Below are 23,119 nucleotides of genomic sequence, written 5' to 3'. Positions count from 1 at the left end.
ATCGTGAGTCAGGAGGGCGTCGAGGAACTGCTCGCGGTGATACCAGGATCCCGATCGACTCTCGTCGAAGGAGCCGGGCACATGGTTGCAGGCGATGACAATTCGGTGTTCGTGGACAAGGTCGGTGAATTCCTCGCCGACCTCCCTGTCCTGTCCAGCTCCGCCACGTCCAGGACCGAAGACGCAGCCGCACCCCAGTGACACAGGCCATTAGTTGTGCGTACAGTAAGGCTTACCGGATAGGTGACCAAGATAACGGACCAGAGGAGTAAGGCGCATGCTAGGCGACGATGTACAGATCATTTCGGTCGACGACCACGTCATCGAACACCCACGGGTGTGGACCGACCGTGTGGCGTCGAAGTTCAAAGATGACGCCCCGCGCATCGAACGCGCCGAGGACGGAAACGACTGGTGGATCTACGAGGGTCAGAAGGCCGGTAACTTCGCCCTCAACGCCGTAGCCGGAAAGCCCCCGGAGGATTTCGGAATGGATCCGCGGTCCTACGACGACATGCTGCCCGGGTGCTACGACATCTCGGACCGCATCAAGGACATGAACACCGAGGGTGTGCACGCACAGTTGTGCTTCCCCAACTTCGGTGGCTTCGCCGGCTCCACGTTCCAGAAGTCGAAGGACTTCGCATTGGCGAACGAATGCACAAGGGCCTACAACGATTTCATCATCGAGGAGTGGTGCGCCTACGACCCCGGCCGGCAGATTCCGCTCGCCGGTCTGCCGTACTGGGACGTCGAGGAAACCGTCAAGGAGATGAAGCGGACCGCGGACAAGGGCGTCAAGTCCTGGACCTTCCCCGAACTCCCGGACCGCATCGGCTTGCCGTCCTGGCATACCGATCATTGGAACCCGGTGTTCGAGTTCGCCCAGGAAGCCAACATCCCGCTCTCGCTGCACTTCGGCTCCGGCGGCTCCCCTCAGGTGTCCCCCGAGGGCATGAGCACGAACATGACGGTGGGAATCACGTTGTTCGCATTGAACTCGGCGAGTGCGATGACCGAGCTGCTGCTCTCACCGGTGTTCCACAACTACCCCACCCTGCGAATGGCACTGTCGGAGGGCGGAATCGGCTGGATGCCCTATGTGCTCGAGCGCTCGGACTACGTGTGGGAACGTCACCGCTTCTACAACGACGTGCACCAGAGCGTGCGCCCCTCGGAGCTCTTCGCCCGCGGCCACATCGGCGGGTGCTTCATCTCCGACGAGGCCGGTCTCGAGATGCGTCACCGCATCGGCGTCGACCACATCATGTTCGAGTCGGATTACCCGCACTCGGATTCGCAGTGGCCGCACACCCGTAAGGTGCTCACCGAGTCGATGGTGAACATCCCCGACGGCGAGGCTCGCAAGATGTGCGAGGACAACGCACGTATCTTCTACGACTTCCCGCGTAGCTGATAGCCGTTAGCCGATAGCCGATACGAGAAGGGCCGGACCATCCTGGTCCGGCCCTTCTCCGTGCGACAACCCCTGCGCGGTCAGCGAAAGCGCGAGACCACCCGTTCGCCGAGCACACCGACATCGTGTCGGTAGGAGTCCAATGTCCTACTGCTCGGCTCGAATCCGATCCAGGTGACGCCTGCCTCGATGTATGCGGGCATGGCCTCGACCATTGCGTCCGCACACGTTTCGACATCGTGTGTCCGCAGCATCTCCGCCTCGAACGGAGTGAAGGCGACGTCGAGCGGGGGCTTGCCGAGCTCTGCGCGCCGCTTCTGCACCCCGCTGATCAGATCCGCCAACTCCTCGATCGTCTCCAGCGGAGGCGATTTCGTGATCTTCGCCGTCGCGGCCGACTGACCCATCGGGATCCAACCCTGGCCGTGCTCCACCGCACGCCGCCTGGCGGGACCGGAGTTGCCGCCGATCCAGATCGGCGGACCGTCGGGCTGCACGGGCGCGGGCAGCATCGTGTTGCCGTGCGCGGGAAACTGCTCGCTGTCGTGATCGGTTCCGGCCCACGCGCTGCGCATGGCGGGAAGGGCGGCATCGAGCAGGCGGCCACGCGCGGCATAATCCGCACCGAGGACCGCGAACTCGTCCTCGAGATAACCTGCAGCGATGCCCAGCGTCAACCGCCCCTTACTCAGGACATCCAGGCTCGCAGCCGCTTTCGCCGCCATGTAGGGGTGTCGATAGCTCGACACCATCACATAGGTGAGCATCCGAATCCTGGACGCCTGCGCCGCCATGTAGGCCAGTGAGACGAAGGGATCGAGGGCATGGTGGCCGCCGTTGCCCAGCCAGGCGTCGTCCGGATACGGATGTTCGCTCATCCCGATGGCATCGAACCCGGCATCCTCGGCGATGCACGCAGCATCGCCGAGGTCACCGTCGCCCATCCACAGGTGATAGCGCTTGACTGCGCGCATCGGGAAGAGGAGCGCGAACTTCACTGCACTGCTGCCGCTGTCGGCTCCACCGCAGTGCCGCCCATGTAGTTCTGCACCACCTCGTCCACCGCGCCGTTCGCGGCACCCGACCAGACGATCTCACCCCGACGCATCACTACTGCGTCGTCGGCGAATTCCAGTGCGCGCTCGACGTACTGCTCGATCAGGATCATCGTGGTTCCGGCCGCCTTCGCGGTCTGCAGTGCCTCGTAGATCTTGTCGATCACCAGCGGTGCCAGACCCAACGACAGCTCGTCGACGACGAACAGCGTCGGATCGGTGACCAGGGCCCGGCCGACGGCCAGCATCTGCTGCTCGCCGCCCGAGAGTGTCGACGCCTGCTGCTTGCGTCGGTCCCCCAGCACCGGAAACAGTGTGTAGAGCCGATCGACCGCAGCCGCCCGTGCTTCCTTGGGCAGAATCCGGGTACCGAGCGCGACGTTGTCCGCGGTACTGAGACCGGGGAAGATGCCTCGCCCCTCCGGGAGATACGCAATCCCTTTGCGGGCCAATGCGAAAGCATCGGTGCCGGTGACGTTCTCCCGGCCGACCGAGATGGTGCCGCGATCGGCCGGGATGAGGCCGGCGAGGGCCTGCGCGATACTGCTCTTGCCCGCGCCGTTCGCGCCGAGGACCGCGAGGCACCGACCCGTCTCGACCGAGAACGACACGCCGTCCACCGCAATGGCATCGCCGTAACAGATGCGCAGGTCGTCTACTTCGAGCATCAGGTCAGACATCGAGATCAGCCTCCATGGTTCCCAGGTACGCAGCCTGTACCTTCTTGCTGTTGCGAATGTGGCTCGGGTCGCCCTCGTCGATCAGGCGGCCGAAGTCCAGGACGAACACCCGTGAGCTGATGTCGAGGACCAGGTCGATGTCGTGCTCGACGATCACCACTGCGATATCGCGGGCCCGGCACACCCGCACCACCAGTTCCGAGAAGACCGCGGTCTCGGCTCGACTGAGCCCGGCCGTCGGCTCGTCGAGCAGCAGGGTACGAGAATCGCATGCCAGGCACTGAGCGACCTCGACGAGGCGACGCGTACCGAGAGGCAATTCGGCGACGCCCTTGCCTGCCACGTCGGCCAGCCCCAGATCGGTGAGCAACCGGTCCGTCTTGTCCAGTTCCCCTGCGGTGGTGCGCTTTCCGAAGGCCGACTTCAGAGCGCTCCCCGGCCGGTGGTCGTTGGAACGGAGCGCGAGGACCAGATGCTGCCGCACGTCCAGATCCGGCACCAACTGCGGTGCCTGGAAGGTACGGGCCATCCGAGCGTGTGCGTACACCTGCGGCCGCGCGCCGGTGACGTCCTGATCCTCGAGGCGCACCGTGCCCGAGTTCGGTCGTTGGATTCCCGACGCCACGGCGAGCAGCGTGCTCTTGCCCGCACCGTTGGGTCCGATCAAGCCGGTGACTTCACCGCTGCGAGCGGACAACGAGACGTTCTGCAGCGCTTTGACGCCACCAAAGTTGACACTGATGTCGGACAGTTCCAGTCGGACCTGACCCACGGTCGATTCTGCTACGGCGGTCATCGTGCACTCCCTACGGGTGATGCGGATGCTGCGGTCAGGTTCTCGTCGGCCGGCGGCGGGATGTCCTTGGGACTCCGATCGGGAGTCAATCGGGCTGCCAGAGAACGAATCTGAGCTCGCATCATGGTGTTGATGCCGGAGGGGTTGCTGACGATCATGATGGCCAGCAGTCCGAACAGTACGGCGGGCAGTTCGGCGAGCCGCGACGGTAGATAGTTCGCCACCAGTGCCGGGCCCACTGCGAGGGACAGACCCGCGATCGCAGCACCGCCCATACTCGACGATCCCTGCGCGATGACCACGGCGAACCAGGTCAACCCGAGCAGTGCGCTGTACGCACCGGTGAAGGCGACGTACTGGTTGCTGGCGATGACACCGCCGCCCAGTCCGGCGATTCCCGCACCGAGCGTGAACAACGCGAGTCTGGAACGAAAGATCGGGATTCCGAGCGACGACGCTCGCACCCGGCTCGCCCGGATGGTCGCGAATCGGAGTCCGAGTGTGGAGCGTCGGATCAGGAACAGCACCAGGGCGACGATGAGGAAAACCGCCACCGTGAAGTAGAGGTAGTCCTGATCGTTGGCCAGGTACACCCCGCCGAAGGTCGGGCGATCGACGAACACGCCGGCATCGTTATTGGAGAATGTGGGCCTGGTGAAGATGACCTGATCTGCGAGCAGTGCGAAGGCGTACGTCGCGATGGCGGCGTACAACTGCCCGAGCGGCAGGCACACCAGTCCGACGACGAGGCCGCACAGCGCCGAGACCAGCGCCGCCAGGATCATCGAGGTGATGATGCCGAGGCCGTAGGTGGTCGAGAACTGCGCTGTCGCAACGGCTCCGATGCCCACGAAGGAGATCTGGCACAGACCGACGACCGCGGCCTCACCGGTGACCGGCCGGAAGCAAAGCAGCGCAATGGCATACGCCATTCCCACCGCGAACACTCCCACCCAGAATCCGCTGAAGACGTACGGCACCGCGACGAGTACGACACCCAGTACTGCCCAACCGACGTAGCGATCCCAGGTACCGCGAGTACCCCGCATGACCGACTGGATGTGTGTGACGCTGCGTTCGGCGGCGGTGGCCAGCTTGGCCACCTCCCGCGAGGCGACGTCGTCGCGCACACTCGCACCGCGACTGCGAGCGACGATGGCGATGACCATGAGCAGGAACGGAATACTGGGCCGCAGTGCGGTGGTGAGGATTCCGGAATCGGGCAGGAACGGGATGATGACCGACTGCAGTACCCCGACGAGCAACGCGCCGCCGAAGGCCCACCAGACGTTGGTCAATCGGCCGATGACCACACCGGCGAACGACGCTGCCACGACGCTGCTGAATCCCGCTGCGTTGAGCCCTACCTGCGGCATGACGAGAATGCCTGCCAGGCCGATGACCGACATGCCCGCCATCCAGGTGCCTGCGACGACGACCTTCGGATTGGTTCCGGTCAGTACCGTCATCATCTCCGAGTCGACGGCACCTCGGGTGACGAGACCGATCGCAGTGCGATTGAGCAGAAGGAAGCTGCCGATGGCGACGACGAGTGCGACGCCGATGACAAGCAACTGCTCGTTACTGATATTGACTCCCGCAACGGTAACGACGCTGCGGACGCTTCCGATGAGGCCTGCCGGCTGTAGAACCTGATCGTGGCCGAACAACAGTGTCGTACCCGCCGACATTGCCACCGAGAGGCCGATGGTCGCAGCCAGTCTAATGAGAGGTGTTGCAGTGGACAGTCGTCCGAGAAGCACCCGCCACAACACCCATCCCACGATGGGAGCGATGACGAGGATCGACAGAGCCAGCGACACGATGGTCGGCAGTCCGATGTCGGTGTTGAGCCAGTAGAAGCAGTAGGCAAGGAAGAATGCCATGCCTCCCTGTGCGAAGTTGAACACGTGTGACGCGTTGTACGTGGTGACGAGTACCAGCGCGAAGATCGCGTAGAGCGACCCGGTGACGAGTCCCGCGACGAGATAGCTGAGCATGTTTCTCTTCTCCTCGAGATGAAGGGAGCGACCGACGTCAGTTGACGACCTCGCCGCAGGTGGCTTCGGGCTCGGGCACGAAGGCGTTGCCCTCGTACGTCACCAGCCAGTTGCATCGGCCGTAGGGGGTACCGGCGGGGACCGGTCCGGAGGCGAAGTTGGCCGGTTCGATCAGCAGGCCACCTCCCTCGTAATCCGATACCTTGCGCAGTTCGGAGATGAAGGCCTCGCGGGTGGGGCAGTCTCCCGCCTTCTTCAATCCCTCGATGAACAGGTCGGCCGAGACGTATCCCGGTCCGGTGAATCCGGTACGCGGGTCCACGCCATCGCCGTACTCGGACATCGCGTCGACGAACGCCTTGGTGCTGTCGGTCTCGAGTTCGATGGGGACGATTCCGACGCCTGCACCGGACACTCCCTGCAGCAGGTCACCGACCTGTGCGGTGATCTTGGGGTCGTATAGTCCCTGCATCTCGGTGGCCTTGAGTTCGACACCCTGCGCGGCCATCGCCTTGAGGACCGAGATGGACGAGTCGGTGACGAGCGGCATGTAGAGCCCATCCACTCCGGCGTCCTTCATCTGGATGGCCACCGAAGTGGCATCGAATGCGCCCAGCGGAATGTCGAACGAGGTGGCTGCGACCTCGAGACCGATCTGTCCTGCGGTTCTCACCAATCCGTCGGCTCCGCCCTTGGAGCCGGTGGAGTTGTTGGCGAGGACTCCGAGCTTGGTAACGCCCTTGTCCTGCATGAACTGTGCCATCGACGTCGAGTAGAAGCCGATCAACGCGGCGCCGGCGTAGCCGAACGCGTTGAGCTTCTGCTGGTAGGCCGGCTGTCCCGGGTAGCCGGTAACCGGAATGTTCTGGGCGGAGAGGTAATCGAACATCGTATCCACGCGCGAGGCGTGCACGATGCCGAACGCCTGCTGCGACTGCACCGCGTTGCGCGCTGCGGTGACCTGTGCGGCTCCGTCGCCGAGGTCATCGTTGGTTACGAGATCGATGGTGCGGCCGTTCACTCCGCCGTTAGCGTTCTCCACGGCGAACCTCGCCTTGGCACCTTCGACAAAGCCCGCAAAGGTGGATGCCGACGGTCCCGACAGCGGGGATACCGATGCCACGGTGATCGAATCGGCGGTCACGCCGGGTGAATTGCATGCGCCGCCTGCGCCTTCCGCTGAATTGGCGGCACTTCCGGCACATGCGGTCACGCTCGCCAGGGCGGTCAGGCCGACTGCGCTCAGTGTCAGCGCGCGGCGGATACCAGACGAACCGGACCACACCGTCTCGGATGTCGACATCAGAACAACTCCTCGAATTATGTTGCTGTACAGGGAAAAAGAAGTGAGAGAACGAACTGTGCCGATCCTGAAGAAGGCGTGAACTACATAACCGAAAGCCTTGCGGTAAGTAACACTATTCCTATGACACAGATCATGTCAACAAGCCTTTTACAAGGTGCCACAAATCTGATACGGCTCTCAGAGACCCTGGATCTCACCGCATGTCGCTGCCGGATCGGGCACGAATGCACCACCGGCGTAGGTCACGAACCAGGCACACCGGCCGTATGGGAATCCGCCCTTGACAGGACCTTCGGCGAAGTTCGCCGGCTCGACCAGAAGACCGTCGCCTGCATAGTCGGTCACCGCCCGCAGCGCGGTTACGAATCCCTCACGGGTGGGGCATGCGCCGGCCTTATTCAGACCCTCGATGAACAGGTCGGCCGAGACGTAGCCGGGGGTGGTGAAGCCGGTACGGGGATCCACTCCGTCGCCGTACTCGGTCATCGCGGAAACCAAGCGCTTCGTCGCCTCGTCGTCGACCTCGACCGGGACGGTTCCGACGGGCGGTGACGACACGCCGTCGAGCAGATCGCCCACCTGATCGGTGATCTTCGGATCGTAGAGACCCTGCATGTACGCCGCTTTCAGTTCGACGCCCTGCGCTTTGATCGCCTTGAGGATCGACACCGACGAGTCGGTGACCAGGGGCATGAACAGACCGTCTACACCGGCGTTCTTCATCTGCAGCGCAATCGAAGTCGCGTCGAAGGCACCGACGGGGATGTCCAGTGAGGACTCCTCGACGTTGAGGCCGACAGTCGGGGCTACCGAGATCAATCCCTCGGCTGCACCCTTCGAGCCGGTGGAGTTGTTGGCGAGCACACCCAGACGCTGAACACCCCGGTCGACGAAGAACTGCGACTGAGCAGTAGACGGATAACCGATGCTCGCGGTACCGGCGAAACCGAACGCGTTGTCCATCGTCTGGTAGGCGATCTGACCGGGGAAACCGGTGACCGGGACATTCTGTGAGGCAAGGTAATCGAACATGGTGTCGACACGAGAGGCGTGCAGGATTCCGAACGCCTTCTGCGACTGCACCGCGTTACGCGCAGCCGTGACCTGCGCGGCCCCGTCCCCCAGGTCGTCGTTGGTGGTCAGTTCGATCTTGCGGCCGTTGACCCCACCTGCGGCGTTCTCCACCTCGAACCGAGCCCGCGCGCCCTCGACGAAACCGGCGAACGTCGAGGCCGAGGGACCCGACAGCGGGGAGACCGACGCGACCGTGATCGAATCCGCGGTCACCCCAGGTGAGTTGCACCCCCCGGCCGCTCCGTCCTGCGACGCGCTGCCGGCGCAACCGACGAGGCCGGACACCGCTGTCACGGTCACGGCAGCGAGGACACCGACTCGGATCGTGGACCGCCTGGCGGCTCGAATCGACTCGAGAATCGACATACTTTGTTCTCCTGATTTTCGTAAAACGCGTACCGACGTACGCGCGAATGAGACTTCGACAGCCGGACTTCGAGAATTGGGACTTCGAGAATTGGGACTTCGAACCTCGCAGGAGAGACGGAAGCGATTGTGCCGAAAATGCCTACGCCAGAACCTATAGTTCGATTAACCGCAAGACTTACGGTAAGGAACTTACACGATGAGGGCATCCGAATTGACCCAGTTGAAGATACAAAAATGAAGAAACCCTTCACCGGTGCCGGAAGCACGAACCCCACGGTCATCACTGCCGTACTGGCATCTACCGGCTTGATCGTCTCGTTCATGCAGACCCTGCTCACCCCACTCGTGCCGGATCTCCCGCGCCTTCTGGACACGAGCCCCGCCAACGCCTCGTGGGTCATCACCGTCACCCTGCTGGCCGGCGCCATCTGCACGCCCATAGCCGGGCGACTCGGAGATATGTTCGGTAAGAAGAAAATTGCCCTGATTCTGCTCACCGTCCTCACGGGAGGCTCGATACTCGCGGCCGCATCCACCGGACTGTGGCCACTCGTGGCAGGGCGTGCATTGCAGGGAGCCGGACTCGGCATCATTCCCCTCGGGATCAGCATGCTTCGCGACACCATCCCGACCGATCGACTCGGCCGGTCCGTCGCGCTGATGAGCTCCACCCTCGGAGTGGGCGGCGCCATCGGAATGCCGTTGTCGGCATTCGTATCCCAACGCGCCGACTGGCACGTCCTGTTCTGGCTCGCCGCCGCGCTCAGTACCGTCGGCGTCGTTCTCATCGCCGTGTGTGTGCCCGGCGGCCCGGCTCATCGCCACGCATCCTTCGACTACATCGGTGCCATCGGTCTCGCGGTCGGACTCAGTGGAGTACTGCTGGCAGTGAGCAAGGGAGCGGACTGGGGTTGGCTCCGCCCGGCCACCCTCACCAGCGCGGGCGTCGGCGTTGCGGTACTGCTGGCCTGGGGCGTCTATCAGTGGAACGCGCGCAGTCCGCTGGTGGACCTTCGGGTCAGTGCCCGACGGCCGGTGCTGCTGACCAACATCGCCTCGATCGCAGTCGGATTCGGGCTCTTCGCCTCGACCGTGGTGCTGCCGAAGCTGATCGAGATGCCGTCCACGTCCGGAGTCGGTCTCGGCCAGTCCATCATGGTGGCGAGTCTGTGCATGGTGCCCACCGGCCTGATCATGATGGCGACCTCGCCGATCGCTGCGCGCATCTCCGAACGCCACGGTCCAAGAACCAGTTTGATCATCGGCGGCGTCACGATCGCCCTTGGCTACGGCCTCGCGATGGCACTGATGACGCAGGTGTGGCACACGGTGCTCGTCGGCTGCTTCATCGGAGTCGGCATCGGCTTCGCCTACGCCGCTCTACCGACCCTCATCATGCGGGCCGTCCCCGACAGCGAAACAGCAGCGGCCAACGGACTCAACACCCTGATGCGCTCGATCGGCACCTCCACCGCCAGCGCCATCACTGCAATGGTGCTCGCGCAGAACGTGATCGAGGTGGGATCGGTGCCGTTGACCACTGCATCCGGGTTCCGCCTCGCCTTCGCCATCGCCGGCCTCGCCGCCGTGGCAGCCGTGGTCGTCGCATTCTTCATTCCCACGACATCGAAGACCTCCCACGAATCCGCCCCGGTGGCAGACGAAGGGGACAACGAGAAGAGCACCGCTCCGGTCGAGATCCGGTAGCGGTGCTCTTTCGTCGAGCTGGGGTGCGAGAAGATCAGTTACGCGGGAAGTCGTAGAAGATCCGTGCGTTGTCCTCGCACATCTTGCGAGCCTCGCCGTCGGGGATGTTCACCATCGACTCGGTGAGCACCTTACGGGTGTGCGGCCACTGCGAATCCGAGTGCGGGTAATCCGACTCGAACATGATGTGGTCGACGCCGATGCGGTGACGCATCTCGAGACCGGCCTCGTCGGAGATGAAGCACCCGCCGATGTGGCCGCGGGCGAAGAGCTCCGAGGGGCGCACGCTCTGGTGCACGTCGTTGTAGAAGCGGTGACGTTCCCACACGTAGTCCGAGCGCTCGAGCACATAGGGCATCCAGCCGATTCCGCCCTCCGACAGTGCCATTCGCAGGGTGGGGTAGTTGTGGAACACCGGCGAGAGCAGCAGCTCGGTCATCGCACTCGCCGAGTTCAGAGCGAACAGGGTGATGGCAACGGTGAAGTTGGTGCTGGCACCCTCGGGCGAGACCTGGGGAGCACCGCCGGAGCCGAAGTGCAGCGAGAGCGGGATGTTGGCTTCCTGGGCGAACTCGAACACCGGGTTCCAATGATCGGTATGCCAGGACGGCAAGCCGATGCGGTCCGGGAGTTCGGGGAAGGTCCAGGACTTGACGCCCTTGTCCGCGGTCCGCTTCATCTCCTTGACGGTTTCCTCGACGTCCCAGTACGGCAGACCGGCGAGCGGAATCTGCCGGCCGGGGTCGTAGGCGCACCACTCCTCGATGATGAAATCGTTGTAGGCCCTTGTGCATTCGTTCGCCAATGCGAAGTCCTTCGACTTCTGGAACGTGGAGCCGGCGAAGCCACCGAAGTTGGGGAAGCACAACTGTGCGTGCACACCCTCGGTGTTCATGTCCTTGATGCGGTCCGAGATGTCGTAGCACCCGGGCAGCATGTCGTCGTAGGACCGCGGATCCATTCCGAAATCCTTCGGATCCTTACCGGCTACGGCGTTGAGGGCGAAGTTACCGGCCTTCTGACCCTCGTAGATCCACCAGTCGTTTCCGTCCTCGGCGCGTTCGATGCGCGGGGCGTCATCTTTGAACTTCGACGCCACACGGTCGGTCCACACCCGTGGGTGTTCGATGACGTGGTCGTCGACCGACACGATCTGTACATCGTCGGCAAGCATAGTCCCTCCTCAGGGAATCGAGCGTGGGGGAATACCCGAGTCGGCGGTGCTACGGACCCCGCTCCAGTAAGACTTACGATACATCATTCTTGTGAGTGCCGTCACAAAATTCTGGTGGCGGGATTCAGCCCGGAGCTCCCGAGGACGTCACTGCCAGCGTCGCCCCGGCATCCACCTTCAACTGCAGGCCGGTGACGTAGCGCGCGTCGTCCGAGGCGAGGAACAACACCGCCTTGCTGATGTCGATCGGTTCGACGTATCCGATCGGCATCGGCTGCATTGCTGGAAAAGCGTCTCGGCATCCTCACGCGTCGGTGATTCGAGGTCGGGTCGGAACACCCGGTACATCGGATCGCTCTGCAACATGTCGGTGTTCACGTTGGTGGGGTGCACGGCATTGACCCGGATCGACGACGGTGCGAGCGCGAGCGCGAGATCGTGCACGTACCGCGAGACCCCGCGCTTGGCGTGCGAGTACCCCGAGCCACCCGGGCCGTTCGCGGGATTGTCAGTGCCACCGGAGATCAGGCCGGCCACCGAACCCGTCGCCACGATCGATGCGCCTGCGCTCAGGTGTCGGTATGTGGCCGAGACCGTGTTGATGACACCGACGAGATCGACGTCGACGGCATCGATGAACGCCTGCGGCGGCACGTCCCCGCCCAGTGGGCAGATTCCGGCGTTCGCGACGACGATGTCGAGAACGACCCAGCGCAGCCACGCCCTCGTCCACGGCGCGACGTAGTTCGCTCGGCTCGCGCACGTCTGCCTTCGACGCTACCACCCGTCGGTCCAGCTCCTCGATCAGGCGCGCGGTCTCGGCCAGGTCGGCCGAACTCGCCAGCGGATATCCGTTGGTGGCGATGTCCTCGCAGATGTCGACAGCGATGATGTCGGCACCCTCCCTGGCCAACTCGAGCGCATGACTACGCCCCTGACCACGGGCAGCGCCGGTCACGAACGCTACCTTGCCGTCCAGTTTTCCCATTGTTTCGTCCTAGCTCGTGTAGTCGGTGTTCTCGTATCGAGAGATTTCGCGCGCGGATCAGATGAAACCGATGGCCTTGGTCTCGAGGTGCTGCTCGAAACCCTCCAGCCCGTTCTGTCGTCCCTGGCCGCTGACCTTGTATCCGCCGTACGGCGAGTCGGCACCGTAGAAGACGCCACCGTTGACCGACATCGAACCGGTCCTGATGCGCTTGGCGACGGCGAGTCCGTGCTCGGTGGATGCCGAGAAGATCGCACCGGACAGTCCGTACATGCTGTCGTTTGCGATGCGGACCGCCTGGTCCTCGGTGTCGTATCCCAGTACGGTCAGTACCGGTCCGAACACTTCCTGCTGGGCGATGGTCGCGTCGTTGGTGGTTCCGGCGATCACGGTGGGCTCGATGTAGAAGCCGCCTGCGAGATGCTCGGGTAGGTTCTTCGCCGCACCGCCGCCGACGGTGATTCGGCCACCCTCGGCCGCGGCACCCTGCAGCATCCCGAGAATGCGCGCCTTCTGCTTGACGTTGATGACCGGTCCGACGAACGTCTGGAGATCGGCCGGGTCGCCCACCGGAAGCTGCCCGTACAGGTCGGTGACCATCTCCACGACCTCGTCGTACCGCGAGTTCGGGACCAGCAACCGCGTCGTGAGTGCACATCCCTGCCCGGCGTGCAGGCAGGCCTGCGCGGCCGACGGAATGACCTGGGCCAGGTCGGCATCCTCGAGTGCGATCATCGCGGACTTACCGCCCAGTTCGAGAAATACTCTCTTGAGCGACGCAGATGCTTTCTGCTGCAACATCTTGCCGACTCCGGTGGATCCGGTGAACGAGACCATGTCCACCCGCGGATCGGACACGAGCATCTCGGCGATGCTGTTGTTCGGCGTCGGCACGACGTTGAAGACGCCCGCCGGTATGTCGGTGTGCTCGGCCATCAAGCGGCCGATCCGGGTCGAGGTCCACGGGGTGTTGGGGTCCGGCTTGAGGATCATCGTGTTCCCGGTGGCCAGTGCCTGCCCGATCTTGTTGACGATGATCTCGAACGGAAAATTCCACGGCGCGATGGCACCGACCACACCGATCGGTTCCTTGTAGACGCGCCTCTTGTTGTCGGCCGGGCCGAAGGACAGAGGTCCCAGATCGCGTTCCCACTCGTACGTGTCGATCAATTCTGCCGGGTAGGTGAGGCCGTCGGCCAGCGGCCAGTCCAGTTGCGCCAGATAGGTTGCCGACAAAGGCGATCCGGCTTCGGCGATGATCTCGGTCCGCAGTTGCTCCTGCTCCGAGACCAGTGCCTCGTGCAGCTGCAGCAGCACCCGACGCCGCAGGGTCCTATCGGTGGACCATTCGGTTTCGTCGAATGCCCGACGCGCGGCACCGATCGCCTCGTCCATGTCCTCTCGCCCCGCGGCGGCAGCAACGCCGATCACCGCACCGGTCGCCGGACTGATGTTGTCGAAGGTGTCGCCGGAGCGCGACGCACGCAGTACTCCGTCGATCATCAAGCGCTGCTCTGCATTACGGCCCGCTTCGCTGTTGACGTCGGCGCTGGTGCGATCGGCAGAGGTGGATTGTTCGATAGTGGTCATCGATGACTCCCAGGGGAGAGGAGGCCGAATCACTCGGCCGGAGACGAGCAGTAGTTGATACCGCAAGCCGTACCGTACCTACTCCCGGGAGTCACCGATGCACTATCGACGAAAAGTCGACATCGCCCCCGGTCAGGACGTGAGGACCATAGCTCCACATTGTGGACCGGCGGCGTTGGCAACCACGGCAACCCTGGCCCCGTCGACCTGACGGACATCGCACTGACCGCGCAGCTGCAGCGTCGCTTCGGCGAGGAAGCTCAGCCCGTGCATACGACCCTCGGCGAGCTGGCCACCGTTGGTGTTCATCGGCAGCGAGCCACCGGGCCCGATCGTCGCACCGCCGTCGACCCAGTCACCGAACTCTCCGATTCCGCAGAGCCCCAGTGCTTCCACCCACGAGATCGTGATGTGGGTGAAACCGTCGTAGAGCTCCGCGACGTCGACATCGGCGGCCGTGACCGACGAGCGTTCCCACAGAGTGTCCGAGCACGGCCTGGTGCCGCCGAAGACGAAGTCGTCGGTGAATGTCCAATCCGGCCGCCCACCGGTGCCCAGCGCGCTCGCATCGATCAGCACCGGCTTCTGCGCCAGGTCGGCAGCTCGCTCGGCGGTGGTGATGATGACGGCACACGCACCGGTGATCGGGTAGTCACAGTCGAGGAGACGGAGCGGTTCGGAGACGAACCGGGAGGCCAGGTAATCGTCCATGGTGACCGGATCCCGCAGTACCGCACGCTCGTTGAGGGCGGACCACTTGCGGGCATTGACCGCGATGGACCCGTAATCCTCCTCGCGCCCGCCGAACTCGGCGAACCTGCGCTGCTTCTTCATGCCCATCACCGGAATGATCGCGCCTGCGACGCCGTAGGGCATCTGGAACTGCAGAGGTCCACTCGCGGGCGGAAACACCACCTGCCCGCTCTGCTGACCCCATTCGCGGGTGATCGAGCGGAAGACGAGCGCGACGTCGCACTGCCCGCTGGCCACCGCCGCCTCCGCAGCGATTGCCGCCGCCATTCCCGAGGGTCCGGAACCGGCATGGTCGCCGAAGCACCGCAGATTCTTGATTCCCAACATGCGCTGCATGTCGATCGCGATCTCGTCCGAGGCCGGGTACTCGAAGATGCCGTCGATATCGGAGAATTCGAGGCCGGCGTCGGCGATGGCATTCTTCGCTGCCGTCGTCGCGAGCGGACGGCTGTCGACGCCGCGATCGCGATGGATGGCGGAATAGCCGACTCCGACGATGGCGGTCTTGCGTCCGAATGTCATGCCGAGTCTCCTGATCGCACTGGCCGGAACTGGGGAAGGGACTGCGAGCCCCGTTTCTCGAAGGTCACCTCTACCGGCAGTCCGGACCGAAGTTCACCGGGCTCCGCATCGACGATGTTGCTCAGAATCCGGATGCCCGGATGGTCGTCGAGCTCGGTGAGACCGATCGCGAGCGGAACGGAATCGCCGAAGGCGGGATGGAACGCCTGATGCAGAATCGTGTAGGCGTACAACGTTCCTCGGCCACTGACCACCACCGCGCGAGCCGATCCCGACACGTCGATGCGTTCGGCGACCGAGTTCGGTGGGAACTGTACGAAATCGCTGTCCTCGAAACCCTGGATCGCGAGTTCTCCCCGGGCTGCATGCTCCCAGTAGAACGCGCTGACCGCGTCGGGTACAGGTTCTGGCTTGTCCATCGGCACCTCTCTGTGACCGGTGGTCGCGCGGCATCGATGTCCGCCCGACCCTCACCACTGGCTTACCATACGGTAAGCCTTTCTGGAAGTTCGGAAAACGCAGGACTCCACGCGCATCGGAACCATTTCCGATCAGTTCCGGCAAACCCGTCACATTTGCAATAGATAGGTTTACGGTAAAGGCAATCACCGCTCGCGCCGAGAGTCCGCGAGCCCCGAACGACCGGGCACAGTCGAGATGAGAGGTCACTGATGACGGGCATTCTGGATGGCATCAAGGTCGTCGAACTGGCTTCGTGGACATTCGTCCCAGCGGCCGGTGCGGTATTGGCGGACTGGGGTGCCGACGTGATCAAGGTCGAGGACACCAAGGCGGGCGATCCCGGCCGAGCACTCGTCGTCGGCGGGCTTCGACGCGACAAGGCCCGCGCGGACGCAGACTTCATGCTCGAGATCGGTAACCGCGGCAAGCGCAGCATCGGCCTCGACCTCAAATCCGAGAAGGGTCACGAGTACCTGGCCAAGCTCCTCGCCGACGCCGACGTGTTCCTGACCAACTGGCTGCCCGCCCCCCTCGAACGCGCGAACCTGACGTTCGAGCAGGTCAAGGCCATCAACCCGAACATCATCGTCGCTCGCGGATCGGGCCAGGGCTCACGCGGCCCCGACCGCAACCGCGGCGGATTCGACTCGGCCAGCTTCATGGCCCGCGGCGGCGTCGCCTACGCACTCTCGCCCGACGATGCCGAATACCCACTGGGCCAGGGCCCCGCGTTCGGCGACCTGCCGAGCGGGATGACACTGGCCGGAGGCGTCATCGGCGCCCTGTACCACCGCGAAAAGACCGGCGAGGCAACAACAGTCGACGTCTCATTGCTGGCCCAGGCCATGTGGACCATGGCCCCGGACATCCTGGCGTCGGACTTCTTCGGAGTCGATCGCATTCCGGTTCCGCCGGTCGGTAGCTCCGTCAACCCGGTGACCCACAAGTACCGCACGCTCGACGACCGCTGGATCCAGCTGGTCTTCTTGCAGCCCGACAAGTTCTGGGCCAACTTCTGCCACCGCGTCGGCCTCTCCGAGCTCGCCGAGGACCCCCGGTTCGTGCCCTCGGCCAACCTGATCGCCAACACGAACGAGGCGGCCGCGCTCCTGCGCGATCACTTCCTGACGCGGGACCTCGAACACTGGACCAAGGTGCTCGCCGACGAACCCGGGGTCTGGTCCGCGCTGGCCTCTCCCCAGGAGGTCCTCGTCGATCCGCAGGCCTCCTCGAACGGCTACCTCATCGAGAACAAGGACGACAACGGCGTCGACTACCGCGTCGTCGCTCCGCCGGTGCAGTACGGCAACGTCACGCCCGAACCCTCACGCGCTCCCGAACACGGCCAGCACACCGAGGAGATCCTGCTCGAACTAGGCCTGAGCTGGGGCGACATCGCCGAGGCGAAGGACAGCGGCTCGGTTCTGTAGCTACTCGCGACACACTCACACGCGGACGAATGTGGCCGGCACCGAAAGGTGCCGGCCACATTCGTCTTCTCTCGCACCGGACAGGGATACGAACAAGGGCAGGTACCGACGATGTTCTCGTCCGTACCTGCCCTGCCTTGCCCTGCCCTGCCCTGGGCGCGTACCGATCTATACGTTGAGCGGATCGCGCGGAAGCCCCAGCAACCGTTCCGCGATGACGTTGCGAGTGATCTCGGAGGTGCCGCCTGCGATGGACAGGCAGCGGTCGAAGAGGTACTCGAACGAGATCTCGCCGTAGGCACCGGTGACGGCCGATGCGCCCGCGATCTGCATCCCCAGTTCGGTCACCCGCTGGGCGTGCTCGGCGGAGAGCAGTTTGGTGACGTTGCCCTCCGGGCCCGGGCCCGCATCGACGACGGCCCGCACCACTCGGCGCAGATCGAGCAGTCGCATGTTCTGCTCCTCCACGACCAACCGTGCGATCGCGCGGCTCACCTCGACATCGCCGGGCTTCTCCGCGGCCGCGACGTCGAGAAGATCGAACGCGGACAGTCCTTCACGGCTGCCCGCTCCGATCGTCACGCGCTCGTTGCCGAGCGTTGCCCGCGCTACCTTCCACCCGTTGTCCACCGCGCCGACCACGTCGGAGTCCGGCACGAAGACGTCGTCGAAGAAGACCTCGTTGAAGAGAGACTCTCCGGTGATCTCGCGCAGCGGCCGTACCGTCACACCCGGCGCGTGCATGTCCATGACCATGGCGGTGATGCCCTTGTGTTTGGGGGCGTCACGATTGGTGCGGATGGTCGCCAGACCACGGTTGCAGTCCTGTGCGCCCGAGGTCCACACTTTCTGGCCGGTCACCCGCCATCCTCCGTCGACCTTGACGCCCCTGGTGGACACCGCCGCCGCATCGGATCCGGCACCCGGCTCGCTGAAGAGCTGGCACCACTGGAATTCACCGAGCAGGCTCGGCATCACCCACCGGGCGATCTGATCCTCGTCCGCCTGCTGCGTCAGGGTCAGCAGGACCCAACCGCCGATACCGAGATTGGGCTGGTCCACCTCTGCCATCTCGTCTTCGATGACGAGCTGTTCGATGGCACCTGCGGCCCGTCCGAACGGAGTCCGCCAGTGCGGAACCAGGTAACCCGACTCGGCCAGCACGCGACGACGATCCGCCTCGGGGGTGCCCTGGTAACTCGCGACGAACTCGCGCACCGCGGAGCGGTACTGCTCGGCCTCGGCCGGCAGGTCGAGGGAGTAGCTCCGGCGCTCACCCGCGTACGAGCGCTCGATCAGGTCGTCGAGCACCACATCGGCCGGCGCGATCAGTGCCGCGAGTGCGCGGCTGCGCCGAAGGTAGAGGTGCGCGTCGTGTTCCCACGTGAAGCCGATGCCGCCGTGCAACTGAATGTTGAGCTGCGCGTTGTGGATTGCTGCGGAGAACGCCGTGGCAGCGGCAACGTCGGAGACGATCGCGGCCTGCGCATCCGATACCGGTGTTCGCGCGGCGTCCCACACCGCTGCCGTCGCCAGCTCCGACTGCACGAGCATGTTGGCGCAGTGGTGCTTGACCGCCTGGAACGACCCGATCGTTCGACCGAACTGACTGCGTACCTTGGCGTACTCGACCGCCATGTCCAGGGTGGCCCGCGCCGAACCCGACGCCTCGGCCGAGAACAGCACCCGCGCGATGCGTCGGACCGCTGCTGCTGCGCCTGCGACGACGGTGCAGTCGGCGACGGCGACACCGTCGAGAGTGGCGGACTGAATTCCCAGGGTCGGATCGAGTGCGTCCACCGTCGCAGTGGTGACGCCCGCGGCATCGAGTGGGACCACGACGGCGTCGTCGCCACTGACCAGGAGCACCAGCGTGGCGAATGCGCCGCCGATGATGGGTCCACTGGTGCCCGACACCGCGTCACCGACGGTGATGTCGGCGGCGAGGGCGAGCGATCCGATCGCGCTACCGTCGGCGAGCGTGGGGAGCAGGGCCGATCGCTGCTCCTGCGTCCCCAGTTCGTCGAGGGCAACGGACACGACCGATGATGCGGTGAACGCGCCCGGCGCCAGTGCGTAGCCGAGTTGTTCGACCACCAGAGCGGTCTCGGCCAGTGTGTAACCCTGTCCACCGACCGACTCGGGCAGATGCAACCCCTGCCATCCCTGCGTGGTCATGCCGGACCAGAGGGTCGAGGTATCGGCGGATACACCGTTGGTCAGCTCTCTCGAACTGGCGGTCGCCTTCACACCGGCCAGGAAGTCCTTGGCTATGTCCGTGAGCTGTTGGTGTTCCTCGGTGATCGCCAAACTCATGTGCGTACTCCTTCTCGGTGCTTGACTTGCTTGGTGTTCATTGGAGTCTCGAGCGGCCCCGATGAACGGGTCACTTCGAAAGGTTTCAAAAAAGCGCCTTGGCCAGCGGCAAGGTGTGTACCATATGCCTTACGGTATGGAACTTACCACCGTAGTCCGTCAGTCCGGATCACTCTGGCGAACAAAATGTGCGAGCACCGTGGCAAGGCATTTTCGAGGTCCGGCCGTCTACAAAGCAGTCATCTATATGCAGTCATCTATATGAGGAGAGATCTCTCGTGGCACTCAAAGTTGGAAGTCACCTTCGCGCACCATCGTCGAGCTGCGAGGTCGTGGTCGTGCGCGGCACCGAGGCACAGGGCACGGTGCTCCTGGCCGGCGCTCCCATGAGCGTCGACGCGGTAGCCGGTCAGTCCGGTCCCGAGGGTCCCGCGCTCGCCGTGGGCAAGCGGTACACCGACGCCGATTCCGGGATCGAGCTTCTCATCGTCAAGCCCGGCACCGGATCGCTGACCTTCGCAGATCGCGAACTGAGCTTGAAGTCGGCAAAAGCTCTGCCGGCGTCCGACTGAGAAGGGTCGAGAACAGATCATGAACCTCCTGACATTGCTCGACATGGTCGCGGGCGGCAATGGCGACATCACCTTGCTCGGCACCCTCGACGACGGCCTGACCGGCGCGCAGCTCCAACAGCGCTCGCTGGCCGGTGGGGGCATCGTTCGTGAGTCCGGCGCAGACACCGTCATCTTCCTCGGCGGCAACGGACCGGCCTTCCCGGTGGCACTGTTCGCATCGGCCTACGCCGGTGTGCCGTTCCTGCCCATCAATTTTCGCCTCAGTGGTGATCAGATCGACGAGATCATCTCGCGGTCCGCGCACCCGCTGATCGTCACCGACGACCCCGAGCGCGCCGGTGCCCCCAACGCGATCACCACCGCGGATTTCCTGGCGCGCACAAGCGCCGCACCGCCATTGGCGGATCCGGCCGATCCCGACGTCGAGGACATCGCCGTCCTGCTGATGACCAGTGGAACCACCGCCGCACCCAAGAGTGCGGTACTGCGGCACCGGCACCTGACGTCGTACGTACTCGGTTCGGTGGAGTTCGCATCCGCCGAGGCAACCGACGCCACCATCGTCAGCGTTCCGCCGTATCACATTGCCGCAGTGGCCAATCTGCTCTCGAATCTGTTCGCCGGCCGCCGCATCGTGTATCTCGATCAGTTCACTCCCCGGCAGTGGCTCGACACCGTGCGTGGGGAGAAGATCACCAACGCGATGGTGGTGCCGACGATGCTCGTGCGCATCGTCCGCGAACTCGTCGCCGCGGGCGAGACCGGTCCGCCGACCCTGAAGGGGCTGTCCTACGGCGGAGCCAAGATCTCTGCGCCCGCACTGGCACACGCACTGGAGCTGTTCCCGCACACCGGATTCGTCAACGCGTACGGCCTGACCGAAACGGCGTCGTCCATCGCCGTTCTCGGCCCCGACGACCACCGCGACGCATTGGCCAGCGACGACCCCGATGTCCGCGCCCGCCTGGCATCGGTCGGTCGAGCACTGCCCAGCGTGGAGATCGAGGTGCACGACTTCGACGGCTCCCCCTGTGCGCCCGGCGTTGTCGGCGACATCGTCGTCCGCGGTCCGCAGGTTGCCGGCGAGTACCTCGAGGCGGGCTCACTCGTCGACGCCGACGGCTGGTTCCCCACCCGCGACCTCGGCTACCTCGACGCCGACGGCTTCCTGTTCGTGCAGGGCCGAGCAGACGACACCATCATCCGCGGCGGCGAGAACATCGCGCCCGCGGAGATCGAAGCCGTACTCTCCGAACACGAATCGGTGGCCGACTGCGCCGTCGCCGGAATCCCCGACGCGGAGTGGGGTCATCGCATCGCGGCATTCGTCGTCACAGCCGACGGCCAAACCGCCGACGCCGACGCTCTGCGTGCCTGGGTACGTGCGCAGCTGCGCAGCTCCAAGACTCCCGACGACGTGATCTTCCTGGACGAACTACCGACCACTCCGACGGGAAAGATTCTGCGACGCAACCTCGTTGCCTCGGTACGTTCGGATGTACCTGCCTGATCTCCGTACACCCATCAGACACCGATGCCCCGTCCGATTCGGACGGGGCATCGGTGTGTCAGCGGTTCGGCGAGCCAGGGACATGAAAAAAACCGGCACCGCCGCGATGAACTGCGGCGATACCGGTTTTTTGTTCCTGCGGGATCAGCGTCCGCGCTTGACTTCCTTGAACGGAACGTCGCGGTCGGCCGCGTACTCACGGGGCATCTGCAACAGTCGTTCGCTGATGATGTTGCGCGACATCTCACTGCTGCCGCCGCCGAGGCTCGCGCCCTGGCGGGACAGGTAGTGCTGACCCATGTCCGCAGCACCGCGCTCACCGAGCGGGCCCACGACCGATTCGCTACCGGCCAGCTCGAGAGCGATATCGCTGTTGAGCCAGTCGGTTTCGGCATGGAAGAGCCGGATGAGCGACATGGCCGGCCCCGGTAGCTCACCGGATTCGACGGCACCGGCGATGCGCTTGATCAACTGGTCCTGCACGGTGCGGTGGGCATAGGCCTCGCCGACGCGCTCGCGCACCCGGACGTCGTGATTCTGCCCGGTCTTCTGTGCCAGCTCGACGAAGTCCAGCGACGCGTTGCGGGTGTCGAGCACGCCGACTCCGCTCGAGTACTGCGATCCACCGCCCACGGCCGTGCGCTCGTGGAAGAGCTGACGAGAGGCGACCGACCACCCGTCGTTGACCTCTCCCACAACACAATCCGCCGGAATGACGACGTTGTCGAAGAATTCCTCGCAGAATTCGGTGGAGCCGTTGACCTGCTTGATTCGGCGGATGGTGACGCCGGGTGAGTCCACCTTGAGCAGGAACATCGTCAGGCCGCGGTGCTTGGGCGCATCCCAATCGGTGCGGGCCAGGCACAGTGCCCAGTCCGCCGCGTAGGCGCTGGTGCTCCACGTCTTGGCACCGTTGAGGATCCACTCGTCACCGTCCCGCTCGGCCCTGGTGATCAGCCCTGCCAGATCCGATCCGCCACTGGGCTCGGACAGGAACTGGACGAGGATCTCGTCGCCGCGGATGGCGGCACTGATCCGGTCCCGCTTCTGCTGTTCGTTGCCCATGTCGAGGATGGTGGGCGCGCAGATGGTGAACGTGGGGACGTTGAGCAGCAGCGGTAACTCGTAGCCCATCGCCTCTTCGGTGAAGGCATCCTGGTGAGCCGAGGTCAGGCCGAGACCGCCGTACTCGACGGGGTAGCAGATTCCGGCGAATCCACCTGCGTAGAGCATCTTCTGGAGCTCGCGGGTGCGGGCCCACATCGCGTCGTCGTCACCCTCGGGCGCGGCGGGGGCATCCGGATCGAAGCGGGGCATGTTGTCGGCGAGCCAACCCCGTGCGCGCAGCCGGAAGTCCTCGACGCTCTCTGTCGTCACAGTCATGATCGTGTGTTG

The 23,119-nt window shown here is 64.4% G+C and carries 18 protein-coding genes and 1 pseudogene; 6 read left to right on the top strand and 13 right to left on the bottom strand.

The window, feature by feature from the left end; all coding sequences use genetic code 11:
- The coding region (locus VF34_RS25540) for an alpha/beta fold hydrolase (protein WP_442970621.1) at positions 1-201 on the top strand (201 nt) is incomplete at its 5' end.
- Between the two features lie 76 nt (positions 202-277).
- The gene (locus VF34_RS07575; protein ID WP_045841164.1) at positions 278-1,417 is read left to right on the top strand and encodes an amidohydrolase family protein; all 1,140 of its coding nucleotides are present in this window, start codon (positions 278-280) and stop codon (positions 1,415-1,417) included.
- A gap of 80 nt (positions 1,418-1,497) precedes the next feature.
- On the opposite strand, the gene VF34_RS07570 is transcribed toward VF34_RS07575, so the two are convergent.
- The 6 genes from VF34_RS07570 to VF34_RS07545 form a co-directional block, all read right to left on the bottom strand.
- Positions 1,498-2,415 (bottom strand): LLM class F420-dependent oxidoreductase, encoded by a 918-nt coding sequence (locus VF34_RS07570; RefSeq protein WP_032375827.1) that lies wholly within the window; start codon positions 2,413-2,415, stop codon positions 1,498-1,500.
- Positions 2,412-3,152 carry an ABC transporter ATP-binding protein gene (locus VF34_RS07565; protein WP_052063233.1) on the bottom strand — a complete coding sequence of 247 codons (741 nt, stop codon included), beginning with the start codon at positions 3,150-3,152 and terminating at the stop codon, positions 2,412-2,414. The genes VF34_RS07570 and VF34_RS07565 overlap by 4 nt, the downstream gene beginning before the upstream one ends.
- The gene (locus tag VF34_RS07560) at positions 3,145-3,948 is read right to left on the bottom strand and encodes an ABC transporter ATP-binding protein (protein WP_045841163.1); all 804 of its coding nucleotides are present in this window, start codon (positions 3,946-3,948) and stop codon (positions 3,145-3,147) included. Before VF34_RS07560 ends, VF34_RS07565 begins: the two co-directional genes overlap by 8 nt.
- On the bottom strand, positions 3,945-5,948 hold the full coding sequence (locus VF34_RS07555) for an ABC transporter permease (protein WP_032375825.1): 2,004 nt from the start codon (positions 5,946-5,948) through the stop codon (positions 3,945-3,947). The genes VF34_RS07560 and VF34_RS07555 overlap by 4 nt, the downstream gene beginning before the upstream one ends.
- Before the next feature lie 37 nt (positions 5,949-5,985).
- Positions 5,986-7,251 (bottom strand): ABC transporter substrate-binding protein, encoded by a 1,266-nt coding sequence (locus VF34_RS07550; protein WP_032375824.1) that lies wholly within the window; start codon positions 7,249-7,251, stop codon positions 5,986-5,988.
- 180 nt (positions 7,252-7,431) lie between these two features.
- On the bottom strand, positions 7,432-8,694 hold the full coding sequence (locus VF34_RS07545; RefSeq protein WP_032375823.1) for an ABC transporter substrate-binding protein: 1,263 nt from the start codon (positions 8,692-8,694) through the stop codon (positions 7,432-7,434).
- A 237-nt stretch (positions 8,695-8,931) separates the two neighbouring features.
- Between VF34_RS07545 and VF34_RS07540 the strand changes: the two genes are divergently transcribed.
- On the top strand, positions 8,932-10,404 hold the full coding sequence (locus tag VF34_RS07540; RefSeq protein WP_045841162.1) for an MFS transporter: 1,473 nt from the start codon (positions 8,932-8,934) through the stop codon (positions 10,402-10,404).
- A 34-nt stretch (positions 10,405-10,438) separates the two neighbouring features.
- Here the strand turns inward: VF34_RS07540 and VF34_RS07535 are convergent, their stop codons facing one another.
- The 5 genes and pseudogenes from VF34_RS07535 to VF34_RS07515 all read right to left on the bottom strand — a co-directional run bounded on the left by VF34_RS07535 (position 10,439) and on the right by VF34_RS07515 (position 15,850).
- Complete coding sequence (locus VF34_RS07535; RefSeq protein WP_045841161.1) at positions 10,439-11,578, bottom strand: amidohydrolase family protein; 1,140 nt, start codon at positions 11,576-11,578, stop codon at positions 10,439-10,441.
- Positions 11,579-11,702: 124 nt separating this feature from the next.
- Positions 11,703-12,566: pseudogene (locus tag VF34_RS25535) on the bottom strand (mycofactocin-coupled SDR family oxidoreductase).
- A gap of 57 nt (positions 12,567-12,623) precedes the next feature.
- A complete protein-coding gene (locus VF34_RS07525) occupies positions 12,624-14,156 on the bottom strand; it encodes an aldehyde dehydrogenase family protein (protein WP_032375042.1) in 1,533 nt (510 codons plus the stop codon).
- A 132-nt stretch (positions 14,157-14,288) separates the two neighbouring features.
- Positions 14,289-15,431 carry a thiolase family protein gene (locus VF34_RS07520; protein WP_032375041.1) on the bottom strand — a complete coding sequence of 381 codons (1,143 nt, stop codon included), beginning with the start codon at positions 15,429-15,431 and terminating at the stop codon, positions 14,289-14,291.
- The gene (locus VF34_RS07515) at positions 15,428-15,850 is read right to left on the bottom strand and encodes a Zn-ribbon domain-containing OB-fold protein (protein ID WP_032375040.1); all 423 of its coding nucleotides are present in this window, start codon (positions 15,848-15,850) and stop codon (positions 15,428-15,430) included. The genes VF34_RS07520 and VF34_RS07515 overlap by 4 nt, the downstream gene beginning before the upstream one ends.
- A 252-nt stretch (positions 15,851-16,102) precedes the next feature.
- Between VF34_RS07515 and VF34_RS07510 the strand changes: the two genes are divergently transcribed.
- Positions 16,103-17,323 (top strand): CaiB/BaiF CoA transferase family protein, encoded by a 1,221-nt coding sequence (locus VF34_RS07510; protein ID WP_032375039.1) that lies wholly within the window; start codon positions 16,103-16,105, stop codon positions 17,321-17,323.
- Positions 17,324-17,491: 168 nt separating this feature from the next.
- On the opposite strand, the gene VF34_RS07505 is transcribed toward VF34_RS07510, so the two are convergent.
- A complete protein-coding gene (locus tag VF34_RS07505; RefSeq protein ID WP_032375038.1) occupies positions 17,492-19,639 on the bottom strand; it encodes an acyl-CoA dehydrogenase family protein in 2,148 nt (715 codons plus the stop codon).
- A gap of 278 nt (positions 19,640-19,917) precedes the next feature.
- On the opposite strand from VF34_RS07505, the gene VF34_RS07500 reads away from it, so the two are divergent.
- Together VF34_RS07500 and VF34_RS07495 are read left to right on the top strand one after the other, a co-directional pair.
- Positions 19,918-20,211: a hypothetical protein gene (locus VF34_RS07500; protein WP_032375037.1), complete on the top strand. Its 294-nt coding sequence runs from the start codon at positions 19,918-19,920 to the stop codon at positions 20,209-20,211.
- Positions 20,212-20,230: 19 nt separating this feature from the next.
- Positions 20,231-21,724, top strand: a complete 1,494-nt coding sequence (locus VF34_RS07495) for a class I adenylate-forming enzyme family protein (RefSeq protein ID WP_032375036.1) — start codon at positions 20,231-20,233, stop codon at positions 21,722-21,724.
- Between the two features lie 144 nt (positions 21,725-21,868).
- Here VF34_RS07495 and VF34_RS07490 read toward each other — a convergent pair whose 3' ends face one another.
- Positions 21,869-23,107 (bottom strand): acyl-CoA dehydrogenase family protein, encoded by a 1,239-nt coding sequence (locus VF34_RS07490; RefSeq protein WP_032375035.1) that lies wholly within the window; start codon positions 23,105-23,107, stop codon positions 21,869-21,871.
- Positions 23,108-23,119 lie beyond the last annotated feature (12 nt).

Origin of the sequence: Rhodococcus sp. PML026 (genome assembly GCF_000963615.1) — a bacterium.
Taxonomy (GTDB): domain Bacteria; phylum Actinomycetota; class Actinomycetes; order Mycobacteriales; family Mycobacteriaceae; genus Rhodococcoides; species Rhodococcoides fascians.
The sequence above is the reverse complement of the archived record's forward strand: the minus strand, read 5'-3'. Positions and strand labels throughout refer to the sequence as shown.